Below are 26,361 nucleotides of genomic sequence, written 5' to 3'. Positions count from 1 at the left end.
TCGCCATGCATGGGTGATTTTCCAGTGCGTTTTTCACTGTTAACCTTGCCGCCATGACCCATTCTTCCGCACATCGCCCTCACATTGCCTGGACGCTGTATTTCTGCGTGCTGTTCAACGTGTTCGTCTGCGGTCTGGGTCATGGACAGATGGCTGCACTGGAAATCACCGGCGTGGGTGGGCAGTTCTGTCACGCCCTGGGCGAATCTGCATCGACCCTGGATGACAGCTCCAGCGACAAGACTGGCCCCAGCACCATGGGGGCTTTTGTCTGCCCCCTGTGCTCGGCGGTGAGCCTGGGCCTGGGGCTGCTGTTCTGTCTGGCCTGGCTGCTGCTGGGGCGGCACTCGGCGCGGGTCAAGGTCGAGCGGGGCAGCAAGGCGCCGCCGCGTTACTCCTGGCCGTCACTCAATCCTCGGGCTCCCCCTCTGAGCGCCTAGCGCTGCTTCGCGATTGCCTTGGCGTCGCGTCTTTTTCATCTCCCGGTACTTAAGTCTGCGGTCACGATGGCGACGGTGGCCGGGGTGTTTGATGATTTTTTCGAGTCCGAGTCCATGAAGTTCCTGTATCGCTCCCCCAGTTGCGCGGCGCTGTGCTGTGCCCTGTCGTTCAATGCCCTGGCCGAGGGCACGCTGCAATTGCCGCAAACGCGCATCAGCGCCGATGAAGTGCAACCCACTGGTCTGCAACTGGATACCCAGACCACCACCGGCTCGCGCCTGGGCCTGACCCCGCGGGAAACCCCGGCCACGGTCAATGTGGTCAACCGCCAGCAGATCGAGCAGCGCGGCGCCGCCAACACCCAGGACATACTGGCCAGCGTGCCGGGGATGAACGCCGCGGCATCCCCGGGCATTCCGGGGTTCGTCTCCTATCGCGGGTTCTCCGGGCCGCAGATCACCCAGCTGTTCAACGGCATCAGCGTGCAATACGACTCCATCGCCGCCCGTCCCGTGGACAGCTGGATCTACGACCGGGTCGAGGCGGTCGGCGGGCCGTCGAGCTTTCTCTACGGCACTGGCGCGGTGGGCGGTTCCATCAACTACATCACCAAGCTGCCTTCGCGTACCGAGTCGTTCAATGAAGGGCGGGTCAGCTATGGCTCCTTCGACAGCCGCGAAACTTCCTTGGGTTTCAACCATGCGCTGAACGACGGCGCCGGGCCGCGCCACTACGCGCGTTTCGATGTCAGCCACACCACCAGCAACGGTTATGTCGACCGCGAACAGCGCGATGCCTGGACCACGGCGTTTTCCCTGCTGACGGATTTCAACGACCAGCTGTCCCACACCCTGGCCTACGAGTACCAGAACGAAAGCGTCGACAGCCCTTACTGGGGCACGCCGGCGCTGAACCCGCTGGGGGGCAAGATGGAGGTGGACAAGAGTCGGCGCTTCGAGAACTACAACGTCAGCGACGGTCGCTATGAACAGCGGGTGCAATGGCTGCGTTCGATCATCGACTATCAGGTCAATGACCGCACTTCCGTGCGCAACACCCTGTACCACTACAACGCCGATCGCGAATACCGCAACCTGGAAAACTACGCCTACAAGAGTGACAACAGCCAGGTGGTGCGCTCTGGCATTCTGCTCCAGCGCCACGCCCAGGAACTCAACGGCAACCGTTTCGAACTGCTGCACCACAACAGTCTGTTCGGCCTCGACAGCCAGTGGTCGGCGGGCATCGACTACAGCCACAACGTGATGAGCAACTACCCGCGCTCGGTATCGGGCTCACTGCCTGGGGTCGATCCGGACGCTTTTGCTCCGGGCAGCTTCTGGGACTTGCCAGGCATGCAGCGCGGCTTTGAAAAAAACCGCCGCAACCAGGTGAACACCTGGGCCCTGTTCCTGGAAAACCGCCTGCAACTGACCGATCGCCTGTCCCTGCTCAGCGGCCTGCGCCACGATCAGATCGACCTGCAAGTGACCAATTACCGCGCCGTCACCGAGGCCAATCCGGCGTTCTTCCAGCGTAAATACCGGCCCACCACCGGGCGCCTGGGGCTGGTCTATGAGTTGACCCCGGCGGCCAACGTCTATGTGCAATACAGCACCGCTGCCGATCCGCCGGCAGGCATCCTGACCACCGCCAGCTACGGTCAGGTGCGCGACTTTGACCTCAGCACCGGCAACCAGTGGGAGATCGGCAGCAAGTTCGATTTCCTCGACGGCCGTGGTTCGGCGACCCTGGCCGCCTACCGCATCGAACGTAAGAACCTGTCCACCGCCGATCCGAGCAACCCCGGCAGCAGCCAGCCGGTGGGTCAGCAATCGTCCCGGGGCGTGGAGCTGGCGGGCTCGTTGCAGGTCACGCCCAAGCTGTTGGCCGAAGGCAACTTCGCTTACGTCGACGCCCAGTACGACGAGTTCTATGAAAACGTCGGCGGCCGGCCGGTGTCGCGCAAGGGCAACAGCCCCACCAACACCCCGGACAAGGTAGGCAACCTGTGGCTGAGCTATGACATTGCGCCGTCCTGGCAGGTCGGTAGCGATGCACGCTACGTGTCGTCGATGTACGCCAATGCGGCCAACACCCGCTATGCGCCGGCCTATACGATCTTCGGCGCCTTCGTCGGCTACCAGTTGAATGCCGATACGCGGATCACCGGCCGGGTGCGCAACCTGACCGATCAGGTTTACGCCCGTACTACCGCGCCCACCCAGCTCTACCTGGGGGCGCCGCGGACCTTCGAGCTGGCGCTGCAAACGCGCTTTTAACCTGAGACCGCGGGGCGTCCGATGGCGCCCCGCGCATTTGCGAGCAGCCTGTGATGAAGCGTTATCTGTACCTCTGGCACCGCTGGTTGGGCATTGTTGCCTGCCTGTTCATGGCCCTGTGGTTTATCTCCGGGGTGGTGATGCTGTATGTCGGCTACCCCAAACTGACCCCCGCCGAACACTGGTCACGCTTGCCTGTGCTGCAACTGGACGATGCACCCATTGAGCTGAAACAGGTGCTGCACGCTGCTGATCCCGAGCTGGCGCCGTCAAGCATTCGCTTGACCACGGTGGCCGGCGCCCCGCGCTATATCCTCGAATACCCAGGACCGCGCAAGGTGGCGATCGAGGCCGATAGCGGCCTGCGGGCGCTGCCCACTGACCGGGTCGAGGCCCTGGCCGCGGCCCGGCAGTTTGCCCCCGGTGTGGCGGTGCGTGATCGCGGGACAGTGAATGGCGACATGTGGAGCCAGTCCCGGGCCTTGGACGCCTACCGCCCCTTGCTGCGGGTGGCCACCGCCGATGCCGAACGACGCCTGCTGTATGTCTCCGGCACCACGGGCGAGGTGGTGCGCGATGCCACTGCCACCGAGCGTGGCTGGAACTGGATCGGTGCTTGGCTGCACTGGCTGTACCCGCTGCGGGGCATCGGCATCGATGGCGCCTGGGGGCCGATCGTCACTTACCTGTCCCTGGCCGCGACCCTGATGGCCGTGCTCGGCCTGGCGGTGGGCGTGCTGCGCTGGCGTTTCAAGCGCACCTATCGCAATGGTTCGCACTCGCCGTACCAGGGCTTTGCCCGCTGGCATCATGTGGGCGGCATGCTGTTCGGCGTGCTGCTGATCACCTGGATCTTCAGCGGCCTGATGTCGATGAACCCGTGGAAAATCTTCAGCAGCTCCCAGCCCCTGTCGGTGGCGGCCTATCAAGGCGCACCGCTGCACGCCGCGGCCTTTCCCCTGAACGCGGCCCAGGCCCTGCAACGCTTTGCCGATGACGGCCTGCAGGCCCGGGAACTGGAGTGGCGGATGATCGGCGGCAAGGGTTATGTGATCGGCTACGACGGTGCCGGACGCACGCGGATTCTGGCCATGGACGATCAGCAGGTGCTGCGCCAGTTCAACCCCGACACCTTGCGCCAAGCGGCCTGGGCCATTCGCCCCGAGCGGCCGATGGTTGTCCAGCAATTGGCTGCCTACGATTTCTATTACTACGCCCGCGAGCCCCACAGCATGATGGGCCACTTGCAGCAGCGCCTGCCGGTACTGCGGGTGCGCTTCGACGACCCGGCCCAGACCTGGCTGCACCTGGACCTGCACACCGGCGCCATCGTCGGGCAACTGGACCAGCCGCGCCGCGCCTCGCGCTGGCTGTTCGGCCTGCTGCACAGCTGGGACTGGCTGCCGCTGCTGGCCAACCGCCCCTTGTGGGACCTGTGGATGATCCTGTTCAGCGCCGGAGGCTTGCTGATCAGCGTCAGCGGTGTGGTGCTGGGCTGGCGCCGCCTGGGGCGTGCATTGCGTGCGCGTCGGCGTTGAGGCGGGGGAGGGCGCAATACCGCGACCTGGATCAGGGTTATGCAGTATTTCTGCCCTTCGCCGACGATTTAAGCCACCGCTCCCGGTCCCAGCGGTGATAATGCCCGCCTGCTCATTTCCCTACTGCTTCCGGAGCCCATCGCACCCATGTTCGTCATCACCCCGCAGGACCCCGAACTCTACCGTCGGCAAACCCGCCGCAGCACCCTGATCATCGCCCTGGTGTTCATCGCCCTGGCCATGCTGTTTTCCAGCGCTGCGGTGGCGGTGTTCGGCCAGCCCGGTGGCGATAACCTGGTGTGGAATGCCGGCGGCGTGTTCACCGGGCTGGTGATCAGCGCCGTGCTGTTGCGCACGGTGTTCTGGACCCAGCCGTGGATGGCCTCGGCGGTCTATGGCTGGCGCCTCAAGCGCAGCCTGATGCGGGTGACCAATGTCATGCATCATGTCACCGCCGGGGTGGCGGCGGGCGATCCGGCGGCCCTCAAGCTGCTGCGTTTCTATCACCTGGGGTTGACCCAGATGCATCAGCTGGACGCCAACTCCAGTGCCCACGGACAGATGCTGGGTGAAGTGGAGCGCCACCTGGCGTTGCTGGCCGAGCAGGGCATCGACCCACAGCAGGAGCGCCTGGAGGCGCAGTGGCTGGAAGCGGTCAAGGTGCACCAGCCGCGCTGAGGTTCAGGTTGATCCGCTGGCCCTTCCTCAAGGCTGCGGATCATCCAGGTAACGCCACAAGGCCTCGGCCATTTCGTTGGACTGGCCACTGCGGCCAAACAGCTGCTGGCCGATATGCAGCCCCAGCTGGCGATAACTCTCGAACTGCGCCTCGTCGAAGAACTGATCCACCGTGCTCTGGTTGGGAAAGCCCGGGTTGGCCCGGGCGTAGTTGACGACGTCCGGTGTCAGCCCGGCGATCAGCCGCGGCTTGAGCACCAGGATCCGGCAGTGGGGCGTGGCCGCGATGTCCGCCTGGGTGTCGGGGCTATGGGCGTAGACGTTCAGCAGCAAGGCGCACTTGTGACTGTCGGCGCTCGGTGGCTGGCGAAACTCTTCCAGGCTGCCGAACAGCGCCTTGAGTTGGGGGTGGGCCAGTACCCCCGGGTCTTCGCGGATCTCCAGGGCCTGGTCGATGCGCGCCAGGCGCACCAGATTGGCCAGGTCGTCGAACTGGTAATCCGGATCGCAGCCGCTGTCGCAGGTGACGATCAGTTCCACCCCGCGCCCCTCACGCAGCAACTCGTAGGTGGCGGTGTTTTCGAAATGCCCGCCGTCGGACAGGTACTGGTAGTCGCGTCGATGTCCATGAAACCGCGAGGTCAGCTCATAGAACAGGTAGGCCTGGGTGCCGAAGTAGGTCCAGGGCTTCAGGTCACGGGGCTTCCAGTGCTGTTGCCCGGGATCGAGGAAGTGGCTGGGCCACCAGATGCCCAGGCGTATGTTGGCCAGCCCCAGGATCAGCGACATGCCCAGGCTGTTGGCTCGCCCCAGGCCGGTGCTGAAGGCGGCGCCGGAGACGCCGATCCACTGGCCCAGGCTCAGGGGGCTCATGATTTCCGAGGCCGGGCCCTGGCTCAGGTCACGGCGGTAGGGCTTGCCATCGAGGGTGTAGCGTTCCGCCGGACCGTCGCTGGCGACGCTGCCTTCGGTTGACGGGGCCCAGTTCGGCGCGATGCACAACGGCTTGCCCTTGCGGTCGCGCTGCACCAGTTGCTCGGCGGGGTCCACCGTCAGGTTCATGGTGACGTTGATCAGGTGCACCGGCCCGGCACTGGGGGTGGCGTAGTACTGCTGCAGCGACAGGTCGTCGCTGGACATCGGCTCGGCCACGCTGAGGTAGGTGCGGCGCTGCTGTGGCGGGCCGTTGAAGCGCCGGCCATTGGACGCGCCGAGGTAGGCGCGGGTCAGCCGGGCGCTGTAGAAGGCCTGGAGCGACGAGGTGTTGAGAAAGCCGATGAAGCGCCCGCTGACGCAGACCAGCAAGGCGGTCACCAGGCTCAGGGCCAGCAGGCGCCAGGCAGCGGCGGCGCTGTAGCTGATGGCGCCAGCGTCATGGGCGACCCATTGCACCAGCAGCGCCCAGCACAGGCACAGCAGGCTCATCAGCAGGCATCCGGCAACCAGCGCCAGGACATCCAGGGGCAGTTTGCGCATCCAGTCGGGCAGCGGCTTTTCATCCTTGAGCAGCACCAGGCGGCGCACCAGCCACATCAGCAGCGCCAGCAGCAGGGGCGTGGCCAGGGCCTGATAGTCCAGCAGGTAGCGATACAACGCTTCGGCACCGGTCACCAGCAGGGCCAGGAAAGCGAGAATGGCCACTGCCGCCATGGCTCGCCCCAGGGCGCGGGTGATCTGCACCCGGTAGTTGCGCACGCAGTTGTTGCAGGTGCTGTCCTTGGCCGGGTCTCGGTGATCCGCCAGCCGACGGACCAGCCGGTGGGTGATCAGCAGCGCGTTGCTGCCGACCAGGGCGGCCCCAAGGGCCAGGGTGCCCACCACCTGCCATTGGGCCACGTCATAGGCCAGGGCGCCGCCGATCCACAGGCCGGTGACGATCGCCAGCATGAAGCGCAAGGCCGGGTTGCCAAGGTTTGGCGGCTGGTCCAGATCGCCTTGGGGGATCACCAGCCAGTACGCCACGGCGCAGGGCAGGGCGAACAGCAGGGCGGCCATCAGCGGCCACAACAGCAGGCTGGCCTGACTCAGCACCTGGAACAGGGTCAGCAGGCTGAGCATCAACAGGATCGGCATGCCGATCATGGCGTGCAGCGACAGCCAGTTGCGCCAGGTCATGGCCAGGGCATAGAGCATGTCGCCGGAGCCGGTGGGCGTCAGGTAGCGGCCGTTTTCCCGCAGCCAGGCGCCCGGGCCCTGGCCCACGGGCTGCTGGGCGTAGTCGACGCCGGTGCTGATACGTCCCGGCGGCTCGAAGCGCAGCGCCTGGTAGGCATCGCGGGCGGCCTGGCCCACCGGGTCCTGGGGATCGGGCTCACGCAGGCGGCCGGGAAGGAACAGGCTGGAGAAGAAGCTGCCGATATAGCCGCCGCCACTGACCGTGGACAGGTAGTCGATGCGTGACAGCAGACTGTGCTCGGTGGCGGTTTCAGGCGCGGGCTGGAGTGGGGCCGTGGAGGCCGTCGCCGGTGCCGGCGCCCGGGCCATGGCTTGCAGGACGCCGAGGCAGAAGGTGGCGCTGCGGATGCCGCCCCCGGACAACGCCAGGCCCCAGTTGCCACGCTGCGGCGTGCTGGGTCCGGGGGCTTGCTGATGCAGGCTCAGGCGTCTGAAACGGATGCGCTGTTGCTCGATCTGGTAGAGGGTCGAGTCGGGTGTCATGGGCCTTCCTTGGAAAACGAAAGGGGCGGGACCTGAGTGAGCTCAGGATCGGTTGCCCCGGCGAGCGCCCAGCAGAATACCGGATGCGCAGGTTGCGGTGTATGTCACCGGGGGGTCAGGGAGGGCTGGATGGGTATGTGGCGGATGCAAGGGCAGCGGGCGCTGGATGCGTCTGGTGCATGGAAAAAATGGCCCTGGTTATAACGTTAGATTTTATTCATATAAATGGACATAAGCTTTAGCCGCTATGCTGCCGCCAGTTTTTTACCTGGCCGTGTGATTTGTAGGGTTTTATTGATGGATGTGGGTAATTTCGGTTTTGTCATCGCAGGCCTGGTAGTGGGATTCATCGTGGGCATGACAGGGGTGGGCGGCGGCTCGCTGATGACCCCGATCCTGCTCTGGTTCGGCATCAACCCGGCCACCGCCGTGGGCACTGACCTGCTGTACGCCGCCATCACCAAGTCCGGTGGGGTGCTGGTACATCAGAAGAACCGCAATATCGACTGGCGCATCACCGGCTGGCTGACCCTGGGCAGCGTACCGGCGGTACTGGCCACCCTAGGGTTCCTGAACAACCTGGACTCCGATCCCCAAGCCTTGAACTCGGTGATCAAGCAAGGGCTGGGCTTCGTCCTGCTGCTCACGGCCCTGGCCATCGTCTTCAAGAAGAAGCTCATGGCCTTCGCCCAGCGTCACGGCAGCGACTATCAGCCAAGCCCCCGCGGCCTTAACGGCCTGACCGTGGTCACCGGGCTGATCCTCGGCACCATGGTCGCGCTGACCTCCATCGGCGCCGGCGCCCTGGGCACTGTGGCGCTGTTCATCCTCTATCCGTTCCTGGCCACCAAGCGCCTGGTGGGCACCGAAATCGCCCACGCCGTGCCCCTGACCCTGGTGGCCGGCCTGGGTCATGCCAGCATGGGCAACATGGACTGGCACCTGCTGGGGTTCCTGTTGATGGGCTCACTGCCGGGGATCTGGATCGGCAGCCACATGACCGGGCGGATCTCCGACGAGATCCTGCGCCCATGCCTGGCGGTCATGCTGTTCTCCATCGGCTACAAGCTGGCCTTCTGAGGCCCACAGCTGGGCCATGCTCGCCGTCACCTGCTAACTTCCGTGGATTCCAGGGGTCAGTTATCCTGCGCAGGCCTTTGATGGGCGGCGCAGCCCCTTTTCCCCTTGTGTGATGCAGTCCATGACTATTTCCTCTGCTGATGGTGCCGCCCCCCAGACCTGGCGCGGCGGCGAGACCGGTGCCGCCATCCGCCAGTTCGATTGGTCGCAGACCTCGGTGGGCCCTCGGGAGCACTGGCCCAGCCTGCTGCACAGCACCTTGAGCCTGGTGCTCGAATCCCCTGAAAGCCTGTACCTGCTATGGGGCCCGCAGAAGCAGTTCTTCTTCAATGACGCCTATCGTCCGGTGCTGGGGCCGCGCCTGGCCCATGCCCTGGGGCAGACCATCGAGACGCTCTGGGCCGATGCCTGGCCGGATGTGCAGCCCATGGTCGAGCAGGCGTTTCGCGGCCAGGCCTGCCGTCATGAAGACCTGCCGGTGAACATGCAGCGCTATCCCGGAGAGGAACTGACCTGGTGGTCGTTTTCCATGAGCCCGATATTCGACGAGCGCCAGGAGCAGGTGCTGGGGGTGCTTTGTCACACAGTGGAAACCACCGCGCGGGTGCGCCTGGGGCTGCACGCCCGGCTCACCGAGTCGCGCCTGCGCGAGACCCGCGAGCTCAATACCCGGGTGCTGGCCAGCAGCAATGACTGCATCAAGGTGCTGGATCTCGATGGTCAGTTGTCGTTCATGAGCGAGGGTGGCCTACGGGTCATGGAGGTCAGCGACTTCAACGCCATTGCCGGCTGCCCCTGGCCGGACTTCTGGCAGGGCCAGGGCAACCTTGACGCCCAGGCCGCCATCGCCGCTGCCCAGGCCGGGGAATCGGCGCGGTTCCAGGGCGCCGCCAACACCCTGGCCGGCAACGCCAAGTGGTGGGATGTGCAGGTCACGCCGATGCTCGATGAGGCCGGTCAGCCGGAGAAGATCCTCTGCATCTCCCGGGACATTACCGCCACCCGCGAGGCCGAGGAGCAATTACGCCGCCTCAACGAGTCCCTGGAGCAGCGGGTCCAGGAGCGCACCCAGGAGCGCGACCGGATCTGGCAACTGTCCACCGACCTGATGCTGGTGGCGGATTTCAACGGGCGCATCGTCGCCGTGAATCCGGCCTGGACCCGACTGCTGGGCTGGCAGCGGCACGAACTCGAAGGCAGCAGCTTCTACGATTTCATCCACCCCCAGGACAGTGTGGCGGCGGTCAACGCCTGCACCGAACTGGCGCTGGGTCAGAGTTTTTCACGGGTGGAAAACCGCTTTCGGCACAAGGACGGCAGCTATCGCTGGGTGTCCTGGAGTGCCGTGCCCGACCCCCAGCACCTGCATGCCGTGGGGCGTGACATTCAGGCCGAGCGTGAAGCCGCGCAGGCACTGCGCAAGACCGAAGACATCTTGCGTCAGGCACAGAAGATGGAGGCGGTGGGGCAACTGACGGGTGGGGTCGCCCACGACTTCAATAACCTGCTGACGGTGATCCGCTCGTCCACCGACCTGTTGCGACGCAACCTCAGCGAGGAGCGCCGGCAGCTGTACATCGATGCGATTTCCGACACCGTGGACCGCGCCAGCAAGCTCACCGCCCAGCTCCTGGCCTATGCCCGCCAGCAGAATCTGCGCCCGGAAACCTTCGACGTCGGCGTCAGCGTGCAACTGCTGGCACAGATGATCAATCCGCTGATCGGCGCCTGCATCGAACTGCGTATCGAACTGCCGCAGCAAGCGTGCTGCATCCATGCCGACGCCGGCCAGTTCGATACCGCGCTGATCAACATGGCGGTCAATGCCCGGGACGCCATGCAGGGCGAGGGCCTGCTGGTGATTGCCGTGGAGCGGGTGGCGCAGATTCCCGCCAGCGCCAGCCAGGGCGCCCAGAACGGCGACTTTGTCGCGGTGTCCCTGACCGACACCGGTGCCGGCATCGACCCGCAGCAGATCGAGCGGATCTTCGAGCCCTTCTTCACCACCAAGGAGGTGGGCAAGGGCACTGGGCTGGGCCTGTCCCAGGTGTTCGGTTTTGCCAAGCAGTCTGGCGGTGGCCTGGTGGTCCACAGTCAGCCGGGGCAGGGCACGCGCTTTACCTTGTACCTGCCGCGCTCCGAAGCTGTGGTCAGCCCGGTAGCGGCCCCTCGCCCGGGGCCGCTGCAGGTGGATGGCCAGGGGGCCACGCTGCTGGTGGTGGAAGACAATCCCGAGGTGGGCGTGCTGCTGGCCCAGGCCTTGAACGAGCTGGGCTACCAGACCGAATGGGCCACCAGCGCTATCGAGGCGCTGCGTCGCCTGAGCCAGGAGCCGGGGGTGTTCCAGGCGGTGTTTTCCGATGTGGTGATGCCCGGCATGAGCGGCATCGAACTGGCCACTCGCATCCGCAGCGATTACCCCGGGTTGCCGGTGATCCTCACCAGCGGCTATAGCCCGGCCCTGGCCCAGGGCCAGACCCGGGAGTTCGTGTTCCTGCAGAAACCCTACTCGGTGGCGGCCCTGGCCCAGGCCTTGAGTGCCGCGATCGGCAACGACCCGCCGCTGTGATGCGGGCCGCCGCCGTCTATGGCTGGTGGCTGCCCTTCATCCACTCCTGGGCCGAGCGCCACAGGCAGATCCCCAGGAAGTAGGCGGAAGCCGCCAGCCACAGGCCCATGATCGACGGGCTGTGCAATGGGTGGCTGAGGATCAGCAGCGCGCCACTGAGCAGCCAGACGAAGGTCACGATGATGTTCAGCCCCATCCACTTGCGCACCCGGAACGGATGCAGGAACTGCACCCGAGTGGCGGTCAGCAGGGCCAGGGCGAAGATGCTCAGCAAGCTCAGCCAGGGGCCGGGCTCGATCAGGTAGAAGCACAGGGCGACCACGTTCCAGGCGGCGGGAAAACCCTGGAAGTAGTTGTCGTGGCTCTTCATGTTGACGTTGCAGAAGCACAGCAGCGACGACAGCAGGATCAGCGAGGTGGCCAGCAGCGCGCTGTACTCCGGCAGGGGAATGTAGCGGTAGATGAACAGCGCCGGGATGAACACATAGGTCAGGTAGTCGATCACCAGATCCAGCACCGAGCCGTCGATATTGGGCAGCACCGAGCGGGTGTTGACCTTGCGCGCCAGGGAGCCGTCGACGCCATCCACCAGCAGCGCCACCCCCAGCCACAGCAGGCAGGCCTTGGGCTGGTTTTCAAACAGTGCCAGGGTGGCGAGCAGGGCGCTGACCACGCCGGTGGCGGTGAAGCCATGGGCGCCCCAGGCTTTGATTCTGGCGATTTGCAGGGTCGATATCACGGGGCATTTCTCCGGCGGCTGTGGTTCCCGGACACCCCGCGGTGTGCAAGCGGCGGCGTTGGTCCAGGTTGCAGTTATCGACCGGAAAGCCTGGCAGAAGGTTCAGCCCCACCCCTGAATCAGGCTCAATGCGGGCCTTGTCGCCCTCCAGGGAATCGGGTGTTGCACAGCTGGCTGAGGTCAACGGTCGAAGGGGATTTCCTGAGTCTAGGCGCCATCGCCCAAGCAACAAGAAAAACGCCACCTGGCGTTGCAAGCCGGTGGCGTTTTTTATCGGGCGCCCCTGGGGACACGCTGCTGTGCAGCTCGGTTACTTTGCCGCCTCCAGGGCGCTGAGCAGCGCATGGGCGGCCTTGATCCGTTCCTCGTTGGGGTAGTTCTTGTTGGCCAGCAGGACGATGCCGATCTGCTGGCTGGGGACAAACAGTACATAGGCGCCGAAGCCGCTGGTGGAACCGGTCTTGTTGTACAAGGCGTCGGCCTGGGGCGGTTGGGCCGGAGTCAGCCATTCTACCGGGTGCGGTTCGAGGGCCATTGGCGTCGAGTTGCCCGCCACCAGCCGCGCCAGCGGCACCGGGTAGGCGTAGCGCTCCCAGCCCAGGCCCTGGGTCAGGTCGCCGACCCGGTAATAGCCGCTCTGGGTGCTGGCGATGGCTTTTTGCAGCGTGTCGTCCAACGGCTGCGGTTGCAGGTTGTCGGCAATGAACTGCAGCAGGTCCGGGGCACTGGTCTTGACCCCGTAGGCCTCGGCGTCCAAGGGGCCTGGGCTGACCCGGATCGGCTTGTTCTGCTTGTCATAGCCCTGGGCGTAGTGGGCCTGCTGGTCCTTGGGCACCTTGATGTAGCTGTGCTTGAGCCCCAGTTTGGGGAACAGGCTCTTTTCCAGCAGTTGATCGTAGGGCTGGCCCAGGCTGCGGGCGGCGAGGTAGCCGAGCAGGCCGATGCTGGGGTTGGAGTACAGGCGCTGGGTGCCCGGGCTGAAGGTGGGCTTCCAGGTGTTGTAGTAATCCAGGATCTTGTCTTCGCCCTGGACCTCATCGGGGAACTGCAGCGGCAGGCCACCGGCACTGTAGGTGCCCAACTGCAACAGGCTGATGCCGTCGAAGGCGCTGCCGCGCAGGGCCGGCCAGTACTGGCTGGCGTGGTCCTCGAGGGCCAGCTTGCCGCTGGCCTGGGCGTAGCCGGCCAGGGTCGCGCTGAAGGTCTTGCTCACCGAACCCACTTCGAACAGGGTGTCGTTGTCCACCGGCTGTTGATTGTCCTTGGAGGCAAGGCCGTAGTTAAAGTAATGTCGCTTGCCGTTGGCGATGATCGCCACTGCCATGCCGGGAATGCCCTGCTGCTGCATCAGCGGACGGATGGTGGCATCCACGGTGGTTTTCAGATGGCTGTCCTGGGGGTTCTCGGCCAGGGCGTCGACGCTGCCGAGGAGCAGTACGCAGGCGCTGATGATGCCTAATCCGGTTGAGGTTTTATGGCGCATGATGGGCTGTTTTCCATGGGTTCTGATTTTTTTGCCGCCTATTCCCAGCAGCTTTCCGGCTTCGGGGTTCTTTGCGGGAACCCCGGGGCGCAGTGCTCGCGAAGTCTTCCCGACAAGGGAGAACGTGGTCAGCGCTGCGCGAGCGAGGCCAATGTAGGCAGTCTGCGCAGGATCGGCAAACGACGATATTTCGCAGGAGCCATTAGAAAAACTAGGGAATGCCCATGCTCCGTCCACACCTGCCCTTGAACGCGCTGCGGGCTTTCGAAGCCTCGGCCCGTCATTTGAGTTTCACCCGCGCCGCCATCGAACTCTGTGTGACCCAGGCGGCGGTCAGCCATCAGGTCAAGAGCCTGGAGGCCCAGCTCAACGTCACCCTGTTCAAGCGCTTGCCCCGGGGGCTGATGCTGACCAGCGAAGGCGAGACCCTGCTGCCGGTGCTGCGTGAGTGCTTTGATCGCATCGCCCAGACCCTGGGGCGTTTCGAGGGCGGGCACTACCGCGAAGTGCTGACGGTGGGGGCCGTAGGCACCTTTGCCGTGGGCTGGCTGTTGCCACGCCTGGGGGATTTCCAGGCGCGCTATCCCTTTGTCGACCTGCGCCTGAGCACCAACAACAACCGTGTCGACGTGGCCGCCGAAGGCCTGGACTACGCCATCCGTTTTGGCACGGGAGCCTGGCACGGCATCGAGGCCCTGGAGCTGTTGCAGGCGCCGCTGTCGGTCTTGTGCATACCGCAGATCGCCCACCAGTTGCACAGCCCGGCGGACCTGTTGGGCCAGACCCTGTTGCGCTCCTATCGCACCGATGAATGGCCGCAATGGTTCCAGGAGGCGGGACTGGGCGGCGGCAGTCCCTTGCCCCAGAGCATTGTCTTCGACTCCTCCCTGGGCATGCTCGAAGCGGCCCTGCAAGGCCTGGGAGTGGCCCTGGCGCCGCCGCTGATGTTCGAGCGGCAACTGGCCAGCGGGGCGGTGGTGCAGCCGTTCGACATCGGCATCGTCACCGGCAGCTATTGGCTGACGCGCTTGCAGTCGCGGGCGCAAACCCCGGCCATGAGCGCCTTCAAGGCCTGGCTGCTGGAGGCGGTGGCCGCAGGCCCTCATCAATAGCGCCAATGCCCCGGCGTCCAGAGCCGCTGGCCGGTGTGGCCAGTGGCTTGGCTCAGCCCCGTGGGCCCGGCACAATCCTCGACCTTGCAGGGCAGGCGCCGGCATCGTGCCGATGGCCGGCATGCCCTGGGAGTGTGGAGGAAGGTGGATGCCCGTCTTGAAACAGCAGGACCAGGACCCGGACGCGATTGCACGTCCGGTATGTGCCCTGCGCATCTCGATGCAAGAAGAGCGCTGGGAACGGCCGTGGCACAGCCATCGCAAGGCCCAGTTGCTGTTTCCCGCGGGTGGTGTGCTCAGTTGCGAGAGCGCCGAGGGCCTGTGGCTGGCGCCGCCGCAGTGCGCGGTGTGGATTCCCAGCGCGATCGAGCATCGGGTCCAGGGGCTGGAGAACGCCCAGGGTTATTGCCTGTTGGTCGAGCCCGAGCACGCCCGGTCGTTGCCGCAGGCCTGCTGCACCCTGGTGATGTCGCCGCTGTTGCAGGAGTTGCTCAAGCGCTGTGCGCAACTGCCGTTCCTGTATGACCAGGACGGCGCCGCCGGGCGCCTGGTCGCGGTGACTCTGGATGAGCTGGCGGTCGCGCCCCGTGAGCAGATCCACCTGCCCATGCCCCGGCACGCACAGCTGCGGCGTCTGGCCCAGCAGATCCTTGAACAGCCGGAACGGCGCCTGAGCCTTGGGCAATGGGGCGAGCAGATCGGCCTCAGCGAACGCAGCCTGAGCCGCTTGATCGTGGCCGAGACCGGCCTGAGTTTCGGCCGCTGGCAGCGCCAGTTGCACATCCTCCTGGGACTCAAGCAATTGGGCCGGGGCGACTCGGTGGAGTGTGTGGCGCTGACCCTGGGCTATGACAGCGCCAGCGCCTTTATCCGCATGTTCAAGAAAGCCGTGGGCCAGCCGCCGGGGCGATTTTTTGCCGAGCGTCGCCAAGCCCTGGAAAACCAAGCCCTGTAGCCGCTGCCGAGCCCGCGAGGCTGCGAAAAGGCCCGCAGGGCCTTGCCTGGCGATGCCTCGTCAAACTCAAGATCGCGGTGGCCGCGACGTCGGAGTACCGCCCAACCCGTTCGCGGCCCAGGCGGTGGTGACATTTGGCTGGATTAATCAATCTCTTGTCGATCTCGGCTGATGCGGACAATGGTTGGCGGGAAGATGATAAGCATTCTTGTTTGTCAGCTTCTGGAGGTGTTCCCATGTACTTCGATCATCAGCATTTTCCCCTGGTCTGGATGCGTCGCGCCGAAGGCGCAGGACAGCCGGTAGTCGACCCTTACCAGCAGTTGGAGGCGCTGACGCAGCGTGCCCAGGCTTTTGTCCTGATGAGCGATCTGATACCTGAGCCCGAGCAGCGCAACAGCGCTCAGGGCAAGGCGTTGCTCAAGCAGGGCTCGATATGGACCAAGTGCAACAAGGCGGCGATCCGTCGCTGGATCAAGGCGATGATCGTCATCGCCCCGCAGCCGGAGAACCAGGCGCAGGTCGAGGCTTTTGCCAGGACCTATGAACAGTTCTGGGGCTACCCACTGCTGCACAGTGCCTCGCCGCTGGCCGCCGTCAGTCTGGCCCAGCAACTGCTGGCGCCGCCGCGCAGCAACCTGCACAACTGGTGAAGGCGGCGAGGTTGCCGTCAGCCGCTCCGGTGCTCGGGGAGGTTGGCGGTGATCACCTTGCCCATGCTGACCCGGGGTTCAATCTTGGTGGCCCGGCCAGGTTTCGGTTGGGAAATACGCCTCCAGGCCCGGCTCGCGGTGGTCCACCCCGTCCTTGGTCCAGTAGCAAGACAAGCGCGAGTAGTTGTCCAGGTCACCGCGCACCAGGCAGGTGGCGGCGTGCCCTGGCCAGTTGAAACGCAAGACATCGGCCTCGGCCATGCGGGCACGTTCCACTTTGCCGATGGCGGTGGTGGTCTTGCCGTTGACGGTCTTGACCAGGGTCAGGGCCTGGTTCTCGTAGCGGATCTGCGCAGTGCCGGAGTAGGTCGGGCCGCCGTCCGGCTGCTTGCCGATCAGCATGAACTGGCCGGGCACCATGCTGTAGTAAATGTGCGGCTCCTGGTCCTGCTTTGGCGCGGCCTGGGTCGCGAGGCTGGCCAGCAGCAGGCCGAGAAGGGGGGCGCGGGAGAACGGCGGCATCGGTGCTCACTCCTGTTGAGGCGGGGGGCCATGATTCCAGACTTGGCGTGGCAGATAAATGCCTGGGCGGTTAGCGATGTTCGGTAGGTGTTCCACGGTGCACGGCAAATGAGGCTTAGCGGCAAGCGGCAAGCTTGGAGTCTGGAGTCTGGAGTCTGGAGTCTGGAGCTTGCGGCTGAGGCGGGCTTAAAGGTTGTTAGGGCGGGGTTTGGTCGCTTTCTTTTGTAAGGCAAATCCGAGAAACTGCGGGCCGCTTGAATGCGCCTGGTGGGCGGGCTAGGGTGCCTGGGCCATCGCCAAATCGATGGCTCGGATGTGCAAGTCCGAATTTTGCTAAGGCGTAGAAACGCTCAGCCATGCTCGGGCGTTTTTCATGTCCGCTGCGTTATGGCGGCCGTGCGCGGGAGATCTTCGGATCTGCCGGGTGTCCTAGCAAACTCGGTCTTGCACACCTGCGTACGGCTGCCACCCCTATTCGTGTGCAAGCGAACGGTGTCGGCTCCTATTCTTAGCTAGGAGTTTGACCATGAAAAAGATCGTTCCCGATCCACCGACTTCCTATCGCGATCCCCAGCTCAAGGCCGCTAATGCTTCGTTGCGTGAAGCGCTGCCCCGGCATCCGTTGGACCCTGCGATGTTCCAGTTCAAGACCACGGCCCAGGCCGTTGCTCCCGACTCGCTGTTCAGCGTGCGCCCGGGGGTGGGCGTCGAGGAGGCGCTGGTGCATGTGGCGTTGCTGCTTAAATGCGCGGAGGAGGTCAGTGATGAAATCACCCGGCAGGGTAGTGGCCTGGAGACCGGGTTGATCTGGTCCATGGTGCATTCGGTGGAGATGGCGCGGGCAGTGGTGGAGGCGTTGCTCGATGGCGCTCCGAAAGACGCTGTTGGCCTGGGTTCTCCGGCGTTGTTGGAGTAGGCGGAGGTTGTTGATGGGCGGCTAGCTCGGCATCCATGCCGAGCTGCCCCCTGCGCAATGCCTGCACTCGGCCTCCTGAAGGGGCAGGAAGATCAAAAGCCACAGTCACAGTCACAGCCGCAAGCCGCAAGCCGCAAGCTTGGAGCTTGGAGCTTGGAGCTTGCTAGAGCTTGAGCACTCTGCCGCTGGCGGCCACCGCTAGCAGCAGGACCGCGATCAGGCCGAAGGCCGCGCTCAGGCTGCTGCCATGGGCGATGAAGCCGATCACCGCCGGGCCGGCCAGGATGCCGGCATAACCCAGGGTGGTGATGGCTGGCACGGCGATGCTTTCGGGCATGACCTTCTGCTTGCCCACGGCGGTGTAGAGCACCGGCACGATGTTCGAGCAACCCGCGCCCACCAGGGCATAGCCCAGCAGCGCTGCTTCCCAGGCCGGGGCCAGGGTCGCCAGCAGCAGGCCGGCGGCCGCGGTACTGCCGCCGATGATGATCACCCGCCGGGCGCCCAGGCGATGGACGATGGCATCCCCGGTCAGCCGGCCCAGGGTCATGGTCAGGGCGAAGGCGGCGTAACCGAGGCCGGCGTAGGCCGCATCCAGGTTGCGCTCGGCGCTGAGAAACACTGCGCTCCAGTCCAGCACCGCGCCTTCGGCGAGGAACACCACAAAGCACAGGCAGCCAATGAACAGCACCACACCGTGGGGCACGGCAAAGGCCGGGCCCGAACTCTGGCTGCCGTAGGGCAGCATGTGCGGCGCGGCCTTGAGCAGGGCCACCAGCATCAGGGCAATCACCACCAGGGTTGCCCCCAGAGGCGACAGGCCCAGGCCCAGCAGGGCGCTGACGCCGGCGGCGCCGACAATCCCGCCGAGGCTGAACAGCCCGTGGAAGCCCGACATCATGGTCTTGCCGCTGGCGCGCTCGACGATCACCGCTTGCAGGTTGACCGTGGAATCCACACCACCCAGGCCGGCACCGAACAGGAACAGCGCGGCCATCAACAGCGGAATCGAGGTGAGGGTCGCCAGCAGCGGCAAGGCTAGGCAGATCAGCAGGGTGCCGCCGGCCATGACACGGCGACAGCCAAAGCGCCCGGCCAGGGCCCCGGCGATCGGCATCGCCAGGATCGAACCCACGCCCAGGCACAACAGCAGCAGGCCCAGGGTGCCTTCGTCGAGCCCGGCCCGGGCCTTGGCGTAGGGCACCAGCGGGGCCCAGGCGGCGATGCCGAAACCGGCGATGAAAAAGGCGATGCGCGTGGACATCTGTTCGAGGCGGCCGGGGGTGGCCTGCAGGTGAGTGTTGCTGGCAGTCATAAAAATCCTTGGCGGTCAGGTGCCAGCGAGGGGGGCAACGCTGGCTGACCGGTTGTGCTGTCGCACCGATCCCTTGTTCGTGCAGCCTGGTATCGGTGGCGCCTTCAGAAGGCTTCGAGGGTGGCCGGGGGGATTGTGACAAAACTATCGGTTGAAGGTTGCAGAAAAACCCATCCGGGCCCATGAACGGAACATTCGTCGCCGCCTCGGCAATGCTTGAGGCATTCCACGGGCGCTGCTGTTGGCGGAAATATTAGTGCGCAGGGGGCGCATCTATTGCGCATAATCGGCGGCTTTTGCACAAAAACATTCCACTGTGCGCCGTTGTTTTCCGGAGTTGCGCCGTTCATGAACACCAGTCTCGATGCCTATGACCTGAAGCTGCTCGCCGAGCTGCAACGCGATGCCAGTACCGCACAGAGCGAACTGGGCCTGCGGGTCAACCTGTCCACGGCGGCGGTCAATCGGCGGCTCAAGCGCCTGATGGACGAGGGTGTGATCGAGCGCTACACCGCGCAAGTCGCCCCGGATGCCCTCGGCCATGAGCTGAGCATCATCGTCGAGGTGGAAGTGGAAAGTGAGCGCATCGACCAGATCGATGCGCTCAAGCGCAGCTTCCAGGCCTGCCCCCAGGTCCAGCAGTGCTACTACGTGGCCGGTGAATGCGATTTCGTGCTGATTTTCTGCGTGCGCAACATGGCCCAGTACACCCAGCTGACCCGTGAGCTGTTCTTTGGCAATGACAACGTCAAGCGCTTCAAGACCCTGGTGGCGATGAACCGGGTCAAGGTCGGGCTTCAGGTGCCCACCGACGGTTGAGGCTCAAGGGGTCTGCAGCGCCTCCACCAGAAAATCGATGAACACCCGGACTTTCTGTGACAGGTGGCGCTGGCTGGGATACAGCGCGTAGATCTGGCGGCTGGGCAGGCGTTGTTCCGGTAACACGCGCAGCAGTTGGCCGCTGTCCAGGAGCGGTTGGGCGACAAAGCCGGGCAGGGCGCCGATGCCCAGGCCGGCCACCAGCATGTCGCCGAGCAGCAGGCTGTTGTCCACGGCAAAGTGCACCGGCAGCTCCAGTCGGGTCTGGCCTTCCGGGCCCTCCAGTTGCCAGCGCCCGGGATGCTCCGCCAGCCGGTAGGCCAGGCAGCGGTGTTGATGCAGGTCGGCAATGGCGCTGGGCGTGCCCTGGGCCTGGAGATAGGCCGGCGCGGCGCAGATCACCTGCTCAACCTGACCCAGGTGACGCGCGATCAAGGTCGAATCCTCCAGTTGTCGGCGAATCCGCAGGGACACGTCGAAGCCTTCGCCCACCACATCCAGCACCTGATCGTTGAGGGTCAGGTCCACCTGCAATTGCGGGTAGCGCTGCATGAAGGCCACCAGGATCGGCGACAGCACCTTGAGCCCGAAGGACAGCGGCGCATTGATCCGCAGGCGGCCACCGGGTTCGTGGCTGCCGGCCTGGGTGGCGCGCTCCAGAGCGTCCAGCTCATCCAGCAGATGACAGCATTCATTGAAGTAACTCTGCCCGGCTTCCGAGAGGCTCATGCGTCGGGTGGTGCGCAGGATCAGCAGGCTGCCCAGGCGCTCTTCCAGTTGCCGCACCTGCTTGCTGACGGCGGCGGTGGATTGCCCGAGGTCACCGGCGGCCTGGCTGAAGCTGGCCCGTTCCACCACCCGGCGAAAGGTGCGCATGGCCATCAGTACGTCCATATTGTTTCCCCTGGGTTGAATATCTATCCACGAATCGGCTGATTATCTCTGATTGATCCCTCAATACCATGGGCACTTCATTTCACAGGAGTGTTGTCATGGCTCATCACGCAATGTCGAAGATCCTTCCCGGGGTGCTCGCCCTGGCCCTTTTCAGCGGTGGTTGCAGTGCCGCCACTGTGGCCCGTGCCGAGGTGGGGATCAGCCCTTGGGGGCCCAAGGATGAGATCGGTCGCTTGAACCTGATCACCCCCGAGTCCCGGGCGGCGATCATGGCCCGGGTCAGCGGCGAGCAGGCCTACGACCTGGCCGTGGATTATTTTGTCGGCATGCCCAGCTGGCAGGCCGCTGGAGATCCGCCCTATCAGATGTGGATGACCCACACGCCCCACGGCAATGTGGTCGCCGATCCGATGCAGGTCGGCGAGCCGATGAACCAGCACGTCAGCTACAGCGGTTCGGCGGTGTCGATGTACGCCCATATGGGCACCCATATCGACGCCCTCAACCACTTTGGCCTCAACGGCAAGATCTGGAACGGCTACCGCGCCGATCAGCATCTGGGGGATCGGGGCTGGAACGTCACCGGGGCGGAAAAACTGCCGCCGATCATTGCCCGCGGAGTGCTGATCGATGTGGCTGCGGCCAAGGGGCTGGAACAGCTGGCGGACAGCTACCGGGTGACCCGCGCCGACCTGCAACAGGCCCTGGCCAAACAGAAGGTGGCGCTGGAGAAGGGCGACGTGGTGCTGATCCGCACCGGGCGCATGCGTGACTACGACAATGCCCAGCGCTATATGGCCAACCCGCCGGGGCTGAGCCTGGATGCGGCGAAGTTCCTGGTGGAAGAGGGCGGTGCCATGGTGGTGGGGGCGGACAACCTCAGCTTCGAAACCTTCCCTTCCGAGGTCGAGGGCAATTACCTGCCGTTGCACACTTACCTGCTGGCGATGCAGGGCGCGCCGATCCTGGAGCTGGTGAACCTGGAAGGCTTGTCCCGGGACAAGGTCTATCAGTTCGCCTTTATCGGTGCCTCACTCAAACTGCGGGGTGCCGACGCGGCGCCGATCCGGCCCATGGCCTTGCCCATTCGCTAGCCTGGCGGATGGTTGTTCTTCAGCTGCGCGCGATGTCCACCCAGGTTGCTTAGTCCCCTCTGGTCGAGCCGCTGGATTGCCCGTAATGTCAGCGGCTCGGTTTTTTTCTGGAGGCGGTGTGATGGCGGCGTTCTACGATGCCCGGGGCAATATCTATGGCGTGGTGTCGCCCGAGGCGCTGCGCAGCCTGGGCATTGCCTTGCCCGATACGGCGGCGCAGGCGGCCCTGGACCGGCGACGGTGGGCTGTGCAGGCCATCGCCGCGCTGTGTGACTGGGCGCCGGGAGCTCGGCCGCAAGGGGCCAAGGCTCATCGCTGTGACGGCTTGTTGGTGGGGCCGTTCCAGGCCGGTGCGCCTTTCGATCTGCTGATCGTCAATACCGACGGCACCCTGGCCGAGCGCAGCGGCAATGGCCTGACGATTTTTTCCCAAGCCCTCACCGAACAAGGGCTGATGGCGGTCGAAGGCGAGACGCTATTGCGGGTGCATCATGACCAGCCCGGTGGCGACTCGCCGGTGATCACGGCGGTGGAGCCGGCGCGGGTGGCGGGGGTGCCGGGGTTCTGGCTGGACCTCGGGCAGCCGAGCTTCGGACCTGAGGCGGTGGCAGCTGATGGGGTGCAAAGCCTGACCTTCAATGGCTGCCAACTGAGCCGGGTCGCGCCCTTGCAAGCGTTGAATGCTCAGTGGCAGCACAGCCAGTTCGTGCGCATCGGCAATCCCCATTGCGTGACCCTGGTGGAGGCGGCCGATGCGTTGCCGAGCAACCCGCAGATGTTCGAACCACCGCTGTTCGAGGGCCTGACCCGTATCGCGTTCGCCCGGCCCATCGGCAACGGCGAGCCCTGCCCGGCCGGGGTCAACTTGCAATGGGCCATGCGCGCAGGTGAAGGGCGCATCGCGGCCCGGGTTTTCGAGCGTGGCGAAGGTCCCACCGCGTCGTCCGGCACCAGCGCCAGCGCTGTGGCTTGTGCGGCCTGGCGGGTGGGCTGGGTCCAGGCCGGACGGGTCGAAGTGCTGATGCCGGGCGGCACCGCGCCGTTGCTGTTGCAAGAGACCGATGGGGTGTTAACCCGGGTGAGCCTGTTTGGCACGGCGCGGGCCCTGGCTGACTGAGCAGGGCGCCGTCGTGGCGCTGGCCGGGTGCAAAACGGCTGGGGTTTATGTAGCGTGACGGCAGTCGTGGCCTATCTCCCGATACCGCCCGCATTCATGGAAGGGATTCGACATGCAAAAAGGAATGCCCCGCCGCGCCTTGCTCAAAGGCTCGGTTATGGCACTGGGGGCTTTAGTCGCTGGCAGCCTTGGCGGTTGCCTGACCAGCCAGCTGTACGAAAGCCGCGCCAGCAATGAGGTCTATACGGAAACCGTCAGCCAGTTCTACATCACGGCGGACGCGCAGAGCTTTGTCATCCTGGGCAAGAAGTACCACTACTTCGTGATAGTCGATCCTGAGTTGCTCAAGGCCATCAAGTCGGACCTGCACGGAAAAATGCAGGCCGAGTTTTCGCAGATCCTCGTCAATGCGGGGCAGAACCTGGACGGTAAACTGCTCCTGAGAATTCCCGGGTTGGACCAGCTCGACGCCCAGCAGATCGAGGCAGCCAAGGCCTTGGGTTTCGTGGTGGCGAGGTCGCAGAACGCCCTGTTGCACCGCTATGCCATTCGCGGCAGCCGCTTTAAGTCCAAGCGGGATATCAGCGCCTATCAAGCTAACCCGTTGAACAGCACCTACACCTTGCAGTTCTCGGCGTACCGGGAGAAGAGCAAGGTCGGCCAGGTGCTGCTGACGCCGGTGACCCTCACCGCAGACGGGGTGTTGACGATCCTCGCCCTGCCGCTGTTGCCGGTGGCGTTCATGGCGGCCCAGCCGTTTCGGGTCAAGTAAGCATCGCCACGGGTCAGTCGTCGGCCAGGTGCACCTGGGCCATCTGCCGTTGCATCAGCACCTTGCCGTGGCGGATCGAGTACAGCGGCAAGCCCTGGCTGCGGAGCATTTCGTAGTCGCTGTCGGCAGACAGGATCAGCAAGTTCGCCGGGCGACCTTCTTCAAGGCCGTAACCCTCGCCCAGGGCCAGGGCCTTGGCGCTGTTGTCGGTGACCAGGTCCAGGGCGCTTTGCAGGTTGCTGTAGCCGAGCATGTGGCAGATGTGCAGGCCGGCTTCCAACACCCGCAGGATGTTGCCGTTACCCAGGGGGTACCAGGGGTCGACGATCGAGTCCTGGCCGAAGCAGACGTTCATCCCGGCATCCAGCAGCTCCTTGACTCGGGTCACGCCGCGGCGTTTCGGGAAGCTGTCGAAGCGCCCCTGCAGGTGAATGCTCTCGGTGGGGCAGGAGACAAAGCTGATGCCGGAATGCCCCAGCAGGCGGAACAGCTTGGCGCAGTAGGCGTTGTCGTAGGAGCCCATGGCGGTGGTGTGGCTGGCGCTGACCCGCGAGCCCATGCCGCGGCTGCGGGCTTCTTCGGCCAGCACTTCGAGAAAGCGCGAGTGCGGGTCGTCGGTTTCGTCGCAGTGCACGTCCACCAGGCAACCGGTGCGTTCGGCCAGGTCCATGAGGAACTTCACCGAGCTCACGCCCTGATCCCGGGTGTATTCGAAATGCGGAATGCCGCCCACCACATCGGCGCCCAGGCGGATGGCTTCTTCCATCAGCTCGCGACCGTTGCGGAACGATTCGATGCCCTCCTGGGGGAAGGCGACGATCTGCAGGTCGATCAGGTGCGCGCTTTGCTCGCGCACTTCCAGCATGGCCTTGAGGGCAGTGAGGTCCGGGTCGGTAACGTCGACGTGGGTGCGCACGTGCTGGATGCCGTGGGCCGCCAGGGCGCGGATGGTCTTGTGGGCGCGGGTGCGGGTGTCTTCGGCGGTGATGCTGGCCTTGCGTTCGCCCCAACACTCGATGCCTTCGAACAGGGTGCCGCTCATGTTCCAGCGCGGCTCGCCGGCGGTGAGGGTGGCGTCCAGGTGAATGTGTGGTTCGACGAAGGGCGGCACCACCAGGTTGCCGCCGGCATCCAGGTGTTCGGGGCCGAAGGCCGGGACGGCGCCGGAGGTGTCGGCGCCTTGCAGGACAATGCGGGCGATGCGGCCGTTTTCCAGGTGCAGTTGGTACAGACCTTCACGGTGGCGCAGGCGGGCGTTGGTGATCAGCATCGGAGCAGTTCCTCGGGTCGGGCAATCAGTGGTTCAGCCGTCGGATCAGGGCAGGTCCTTGTCCCACGGTCGTTGGACGGCCCCCGGTCAGGCGTTAATGCGCGGTGCGGCAGGGGGCAGGGTGTTGCGTGACCGGGCCATGATAGACCCGGAAGGTGCCAGGTGAGCAAATCAGGCCTGGATGTCGGCGGCCTGGGGCGCGCGCGCGCCCAGCATCGCGCTCAACAGGATGTAGCTCAGGCCGGCAGCCGCGATGCCCACCAGGGGCGCGACCCAGGGCGAGCAGAAAGCCGCCAGGGTGCCCAGGCCATAGGCGCACAGCCCTGGCCAGTTCCAGGCCGGCAACTGGCTGTCGGCCAGGCGCGGGTAGCGGCCGCGCCAGCGATAGAAAAAGTCGGCCATGATCACCCCGCCAATCGGCGGAATCACCGTGCCCAGCAGCACCAGGTAGGGCACCAGCAAGTCGTACATGCCGAGCATCGCCAGCAAGGTGCCGATCAGTGCGCCCACCAGGGTCACGGTCTTGCGCCGCTGGGTGCGCAGCAGGTTGCAGCCGGCCACGGCGAAGTTGTAGATGGTGTTGTCCTGGGTGCTCCAGATGTTCAACAGCAGCATGGCCATGGCCGCCATGGCGAAGCCTTGCAGCAGCAAGACTTCCACCACGTCCGGCTGCTGGTAGACGATGGCGCCGTAGGCACCGATCAGCACCATCAGGCCGTTGCCGATGAAGAAACCGATCAGGCTGGCGCTCACCGCCACCCGCGCCGAGCGGGAGAAACGGGTCCAGTTGGTGGCCTGGGTCGCACCGCTGACAAAGGTGCCGAACACCAGGGTCAGGGCGGTGGACAGGTCCATGGTGGCGCTGGGGCTGAGGGCCAGCAGGCCGTCGAGACCGCCGACCTGAATGCTTGCCACCCCCATCGACAGCACCAGCAACAGGCCCATGGCCGGCACCGCGATCCACGACAGGATCTCCAGGCCGCGATAACCGACGTAGGCCGTGGCGCAAAAGGCCATGCCGAACAGCAGCATCAGCCCCAGCACCGCGCCTTGATCCAGCTGGAAATACTTGCCCAGCACCACCGCCGCGGTGGCGGTGCCCCAGGCGTACCAGCCCACCTGGGTCAGGCCGAGGATCAGGTCGCTGAGCTTGCTGCCCCGTTCACCAAAGCAGAAGCGCCCCATCAGCACCGTATTCAGCCCGCTCTTGAAGGCGATGTAGCCCAGGCTCGCGGCATAGACCCCGAGCAACAGGTTACCCAGGACGATGACCGCCAGCAGGGTCGGGAAGTCGAACGCCACCCCCAGCTTGCCGCCGGCGAACATGGTGGCGGTGAAGAAGGTGAAGCCCAGCAGCACCATGGCCATGGAGGCCAGGCCCTTGCGGGCGTGCGCTGGAACTTCGCTCAAGGGGTAGTCGTTGCCGGGTTCGTGCTGGGTCATGGGCCTGT

General features: G+C 65.0%; 22 protein-coding genes. 14 read left to right on the top strand and 8 right to left on the bottom strand.

All coding sequences use genetic code 11. From position 1 onward, the window contains the following. Positions 1–53 precede the first annotated feature (53 nt). The 4 genes from WIN67_RS20685 (at position 54) to WIN67_RS20670 (ending at position 4,939) form a co-directional block, all read left to right on the top strand. Positions 54–440 (top strand): DUF2946 domain-containing protein, encoded by a 387-nt coding sequence (locus WIN67_RS20685; protein WP_306399327.1) that lies wholly within the window; start codon positions 54–56, stop codon positions 438–440. Between the two features lie 114 nt (positions 441–554). Further along, positions 555–2,723 (top strand): TonB-dependent receptor, encoded by a 2,169-nt coding sequence (locus WIN67_RS20680; protein ID WP_339071732.1) that lies wholly within the window; start codon positions 555–557, stop codon positions 2,721–2,723. A gap of 53 nt (positions 2,724–2,776) precedes the next feature. Continuing rightward, positions 2,777–4,261, top strand: a complete 1,485-nt coding sequence (locus WIN67_RS20675; RefSeq protein WP_339069970.1) for a PepSY-associated TM helix domain-containing protein — start codon at positions 2,777–2,779, stop codon at positions 4,259–4,261. A gap of 147 nt (positions 4,262–4,408) precedes the next feature. Next, entirely contained in the window at positions 4,409–4,939 is a 531-nt protein-coding gene (locus tag WIN67_RS20670; RefSeq protein ID WP_102881875.1) for a DUF3087 domain-containing protein, read from the top strand. Between the two features lie 27 nt (positions 4,940–4,966). Here the strand turns inward: WIN67_RS20670 and WIN67_RS20665 are convergent, their stop codons facing one another. After that, positions 4,967–7,597 carry a hypothetical protein gene (locus WIN67_RS20665; protein WP_110651332.1) on the bottom strand — a complete coding sequence of 877 codons (2,631 nt, stop codon included), beginning with the start codon at positions 7,595–7,597 and terminating at the stop codon, positions 4,967–4,969. A 297-nt stretch (positions 7,598–7,894) separates the two neighbouring features. Between WIN67_RS20665 and WIN67_RS20660 the strand changes: the two genes are divergently transcribed. After that, the gene (locus tag WIN67_RS20660) at positions 7,895–8,677 is read left to right on the top strand and encodes a sulfite exporter TauE/SafE family protein (protein ID WP_102864605.1); all 783 of its coding nucleotides are present in this window, start codon (positions 7,895–7,897) and stop codon (positions 8,675–8,677) included. Positions 8,678–8,798: 121 nt separating this feature from the next. Continuing rightward, positions 8,799–11,246, top strand: a complete 2,448-nt coding sequence (locus WIN67_RS20655; RefSeq protein ID WP_110651511.1) for a hybrid sensor histidine kinase/response regulator — start codon at positions 8,799–8,801, stop codon at positions 11,244–11,246. Between the two features lie 16 nt (positions 11,247–11,262). Here the strand turns inward: WIN67_RS20655 and pcsA are convergent, their stop codons facing one another. Further along, positions 11,263–11,985 carry a phosphatidylcholine synthase gene (pcsA, locus tag WIN67_RS20650; RefSeq protein WP_102864606.1) on the bottom strand — a complete coding sequence of 241 codons (723 nt, stop codon included), beginning with the start codon at positions 11,983–11,985 and terminating at the stop codon, positions 11,263–11,265. 310 nt (positions 11,986–12,295) lie between these two features. Then, positions 12,296–13,468, bottom strand: coding sequence for a class C beta-lactamase (gene ampC, locus WIN67_RS20645; RefSeq protein WP_339069969.1), 1,173 nt, complete (start codon positions 13,466–13,468; stop codon positions 12,296–12,298). Positions 13,469–13,692: 224 nt separating this feature from the next. Between ampC and WIN67_RS20640 the strand changes: the two genes are divergently transcribed. The 3 genes from WIN67_RS20640 to WIN67_RS20630 all read left to right on the top strand — a co-directional run bounded on the left by WIN67_RS20640 (position 13,693) and on the right by WIN67_RS20630 (position 16,188). Then, entirely contained in the window at positions 13,693–14,580 is an 888-nt protein-coding gene (locus WIN67_RS20640) for a LysR substrate-binding domain-containing protein (protein WP_102864608.1), read from the top strand. Positions 14,581–14,728: 148 nt separating this feature from the next. Beyond that, positions 14,729–15,535: an AraC family transcriptional regulator gene (locus WIN67_RS20635; protein ID WP_268561669.1), complete on the top strand. Its 807-nt coding sequence runs from the start codon at positions 14,729–14,731 to the stop codon at positions 15,533–15,535. Between the two features lie 236 nt (positions 15,536–15,771). Continuing rightward, the gene (locus WIN67_RS20630; protein ID WP_265073479.1) at positions 15,772–16,188 is read left to right on the top strand and encodes a hypothetical protein; all 417 of its coding nucleotides are present in this window, start codon (positions 15,772–15,774) and stop codon (positions 16,186–16,188) included. A gap of 78 nt (positions 16,189–16,266) precedes the next feature. Here the strand turns inward: WIN67_RS20630 and WIN67_RS20625 are convergent, their stop codons facing one another. After that, positions 16,267–16,710: a hypothetical protein gene (locus WIN67_RS20625; RefSeq protein WP_339069968.1), complete on the bottom strand. Its 444-nt coding sequence runs from the start codon at positions 16,708–16,710 to the stop codon at positions 16,267–16,269. Positions 16,711–17,236: 526 nt separating this feature from the next. Here WIN67_RS20625 and WIN67_RS20620 point away from each other — a divergent pair. Then, positions 17,237–17,626: a hypothetical protein gene (locus WIN67_RS20620; protein ID WP_272753746.1), complete on the top strand. Its 390-nt coding sequence runs from the start codon at positions 17,237–17,239 to the stop codon at positions 17,624–17,626. 163 nt (positions 17,627–17,789) lie between these two features. Here WIN67_RS20620 and WIN67_RS20615 read toward each other — a convergent pair whose 3' ends face one another. Next, complete coding sequence (locus tag WIN67_RS20615) at positions 17,790–18,941, bottom strand: MFS transporter (RefSeq protein ID WP_102881866.1); 1,152 nt, start codon at positions 18,939–18,941, stop codon at positions 17,790–17,792. Positions 18,942–19,289: 348 nt separating this feature from the next. Between WIN67_RS20615 and WIN67_RS20610 the strand changes: the two genes are divergently transcribed. Then, the gene (locus WIN67_RS20610) at positions 19,290–19,760 is read left to right on the top strand and encodes an Lrp/AsnC family transcriptional regulator (protein ID WP_102864614.1); all 471 of its coding nucleotides are present in this window, start codon (positions 19,290–19,292) and stop codon (positions 19,758–19,760) included. Positions 19,761–19,763: 3 nt separating this feature from the next. Here the strand turns inward: WIN67_RS20610 and WIN67_RS20605 are convergent, their stop codons facing one another. Then, positions 19,764–20,654 (bottom strand): LysR family transcriptional regulator, encoded by an 891-nt coding sequence (locus tag WIN67_RS20605; protein ID WP_339069967.1) that lies wholly within the window; start codon positions 20,652–20,654, stop codon positions 19,764–19,766. Between the two features lie 98 nt (positions 20,655–20,752). Between WIN67_RS20605 and WIN67_RS20600 the strand changes: the two genes are divergently transcribed. The 3 genes from WIN67_RS20600 to WIN67_RS20590 all read left to right on the top strand — a co-directional run bounded on the left by WIN67_RS20600 (position 20,753) and on the right by WIN67_RS20590 (position 23,640). Continuing rightward, positions 20,753–21,751, top strand: coding sequence for a cyclase family protein (locus tag WIN67_RS20600; RefSeq protein ID WP_221811477.1), 999 nt, complete (start codon positions 20,753–20,755; stop codon positions 21,749–21,751). A gap of 121 nt (positions 21,752–21,872) precedes the next feature. Further along, a complete protein-coding gene (locus tag WIN67_RS20595) occupies positions 21,873–22,868 on the top strand; it encodes a diaminopimelate epimerase (RefSeq protein ID WP_339069966.1) in 996 nt (331 codons plus the stop codon). 112 nt (positions 22,869–22,980) lie between these two features. After that, positions 22,981–23,640 carry a hypothetical protein gene (locus WIN67_RS20590; protein WP_213665685.1) on the top strand — a complete coding sequence of 220 codons (660 nt, stop codon included), beginning with the start codon at positions 22,981–22,983 and terminating at the stop codon, positions 23,638–23,640. Between the two features lie 13 nt (positions 23,641–23,653). On the opposite strand, the gene codA is transcribed toward WIN67_RS20590, so the two are convergent. Continuing rightward, positions 23,654–24,910: a cytosine deaminase gene (gene codA / locus WIN67_RS20585; RefSeq protein ID WP_339069965.1), complete on the bottom strand. Its 1,257-nt coding sequence runs from the start codon at positions 24,908–24,910 to the stop codon at positions 23,654–23,656. Between the two features lie 171 nt (positions 24,911–25,081). After that, positions 25,082–26,353, bottom strand: coding sequence for a cytosine permease (gene codB, locus WIN67_RS20580; protein ID WP_102881860.1), 1,272 nt, complete (start codon positions 26,351–26,353; stop codon positions 25,082–25,084). Between the last annotated feature and the right edge of the window lie 8 nt (positions 26,354–26,361).

The sequence above is a fragment of the Pseudomonas idahonensis genome (genome assembly GCF_037903935.1).
Lineage (GTDB): Bacteria > Pseudomonadota > Gammaproteobacteria > Pseudomonadales > Pseudomonadaceae > Aquipseudomonas > Aquipseudomonas danubii.
Note: the sequence above shows the minus strand (reverse complement) of the source record. Positions and strands in the feature narration are given on the sequence as shown.

Bases quoted from the DNA above. Each gene is read 5' to 3' on its own strand.
- WIN67_RS20640 (WP_102864608.1), top strand. From the start codon at position 13,693: ATGCTCCGTCCACACCTGCCCTTGAACGCGCTGCGGGCTTTCGAAGCC.
- WIN67_RS20615 (WP_102881866.1), bottom strand. From the start codon at position 18,941: ATGACTGCCAGCAACACTCACCTGCAGGCCACCCCCGGCCGCCTCGAA.
- WIN67_RS20685 (WP_306399327.1), top strand. From the start codon at position 54: ATGACCCATTCTTCCGCACATCGCCCTCACATTGCCTGGACGCTGTAT.
- WIN67_RS20610 (WP_102864614.1), top strand. From the start codon at position 19,290: ATGAACACCAGTCTCGATGCCTATGACCTGAAGCTGCTCGCCGAGCTG.
- WIN67_RS20630 (WP_265073479.1), top strand. From the start codon at position 15,772: ATGTACTTCGATCATCAGCATTTTCCCCTGGTCTGGATGCGTCGCGCC.
- codA (WP_339069965.1), bottom strand. From the start codon at position 24,910: ATGCTGATCACCAACGCCCGCCTGCGCCACCGTGAAGGTCTGTACCAA.
- WIN67_RS20625 (WP_339069968.1), bottom strand. From the start codon at position 16,710: ATGCCGCCGTTCTCCCGCGCCCCCCTTCTCGGCCTGCTGCTGGCCAGC.
- ampC (WP_339069969.1), bottom strand. From the start codon at position 13,468: ATGCGCCATAAAACCTCAACCGGATTAGGCATCATCAGCGCCTGCGTA.
- WIN67_RS20605 (WP_339069967.1), bottom strand. From the start codon at position 20,654: ATGGACGTACTGATGGCCATGCGCACCTTTCGCCGGGTGGTGGAACGG.
- WIN67_RS20680 (WP_339071732.1), top strand. From the start codon at position 555: ATGAAGTTCCTGTATCGCTCCCCCAGTTGCGCGGCGCTGTGCTGTGCC.
- WIN67_RS20600 (WP_221811477.1), top strand. From the start codon at position 20,753: ATGGCTCATCACGCAATGTCGAAGATCCTTCCCGGGGTGCTCGCCCTG.
- WIN67_RS20670 (WP_102881875.1), top strand. From the start codon at position 4,409: ATGTTCGTCATCACCCCGCAGGACCCCGAACTCTACCGTCGGCAAACC.
- WIN67_RS20635 (WP_268561669.1), top strand. From the start codon at position 14,729: ATGCCCGTCTTGAAACAGCAGGACCAGGACCCGGACGCGATTGCACGT.
- WIN67_RS20665 (WP_110651332.1), bottom strand. From the start codon at position 7,597: ATGACACCCGACTCGACCCTCTACCAGATCGAGCAACAGCGCATCCGT.
- WIN67_RS20590 (WP_213665685.1), top strand. From the start codon at position 22,981: ATGCAAAAAGGAATGCCCCGCCGCGCCTTGCTCAAAGGCTCGGTTATG.
- WIN67_RS20620 (WP_272753746.1), top strand. From the start codon at position 17,237: ATGAAAAAGATCGTTCCCGATCCACCGACTTCCTATCGCGATCCCCAG.
- codB (WP_102881860.1), bottom strand. From the start codon at position 26,353: ATGACCCAGCACGAACCCGGCAACGACTACCCCTTGAGCGAAGTTCCA.
- WIN67_RS20675 (WP_339069970.1), top strand. From the start codon at position 2,777: ATGAAGCGTTATCTGTACCTCTGGCACCGCTGGTTGGGCATTGTTGCC.
- WIN67_RS20655 (WP_110651511.1), top strand. From the start codon at position 8,799: ATGACTATTTCCTCTGCTGATGGTGCCGCCCCCCAGACCTGGCGCGGC.
- WIN67_RS20595 (WP_339069966.1), top strand. From the start codon at position 21,873: ATGGCGGCGTTCTACGATGCCCGGGGCAATATCTATGGCGTGGTGTCG.
- WIN67_RS20660 (WP_102864605.1), top strand. From the start codon at position 7,895: ATGGATGTGGGTAATTTCGGTTTTGTCATCGCAGGCCTGGTAGTGGGA.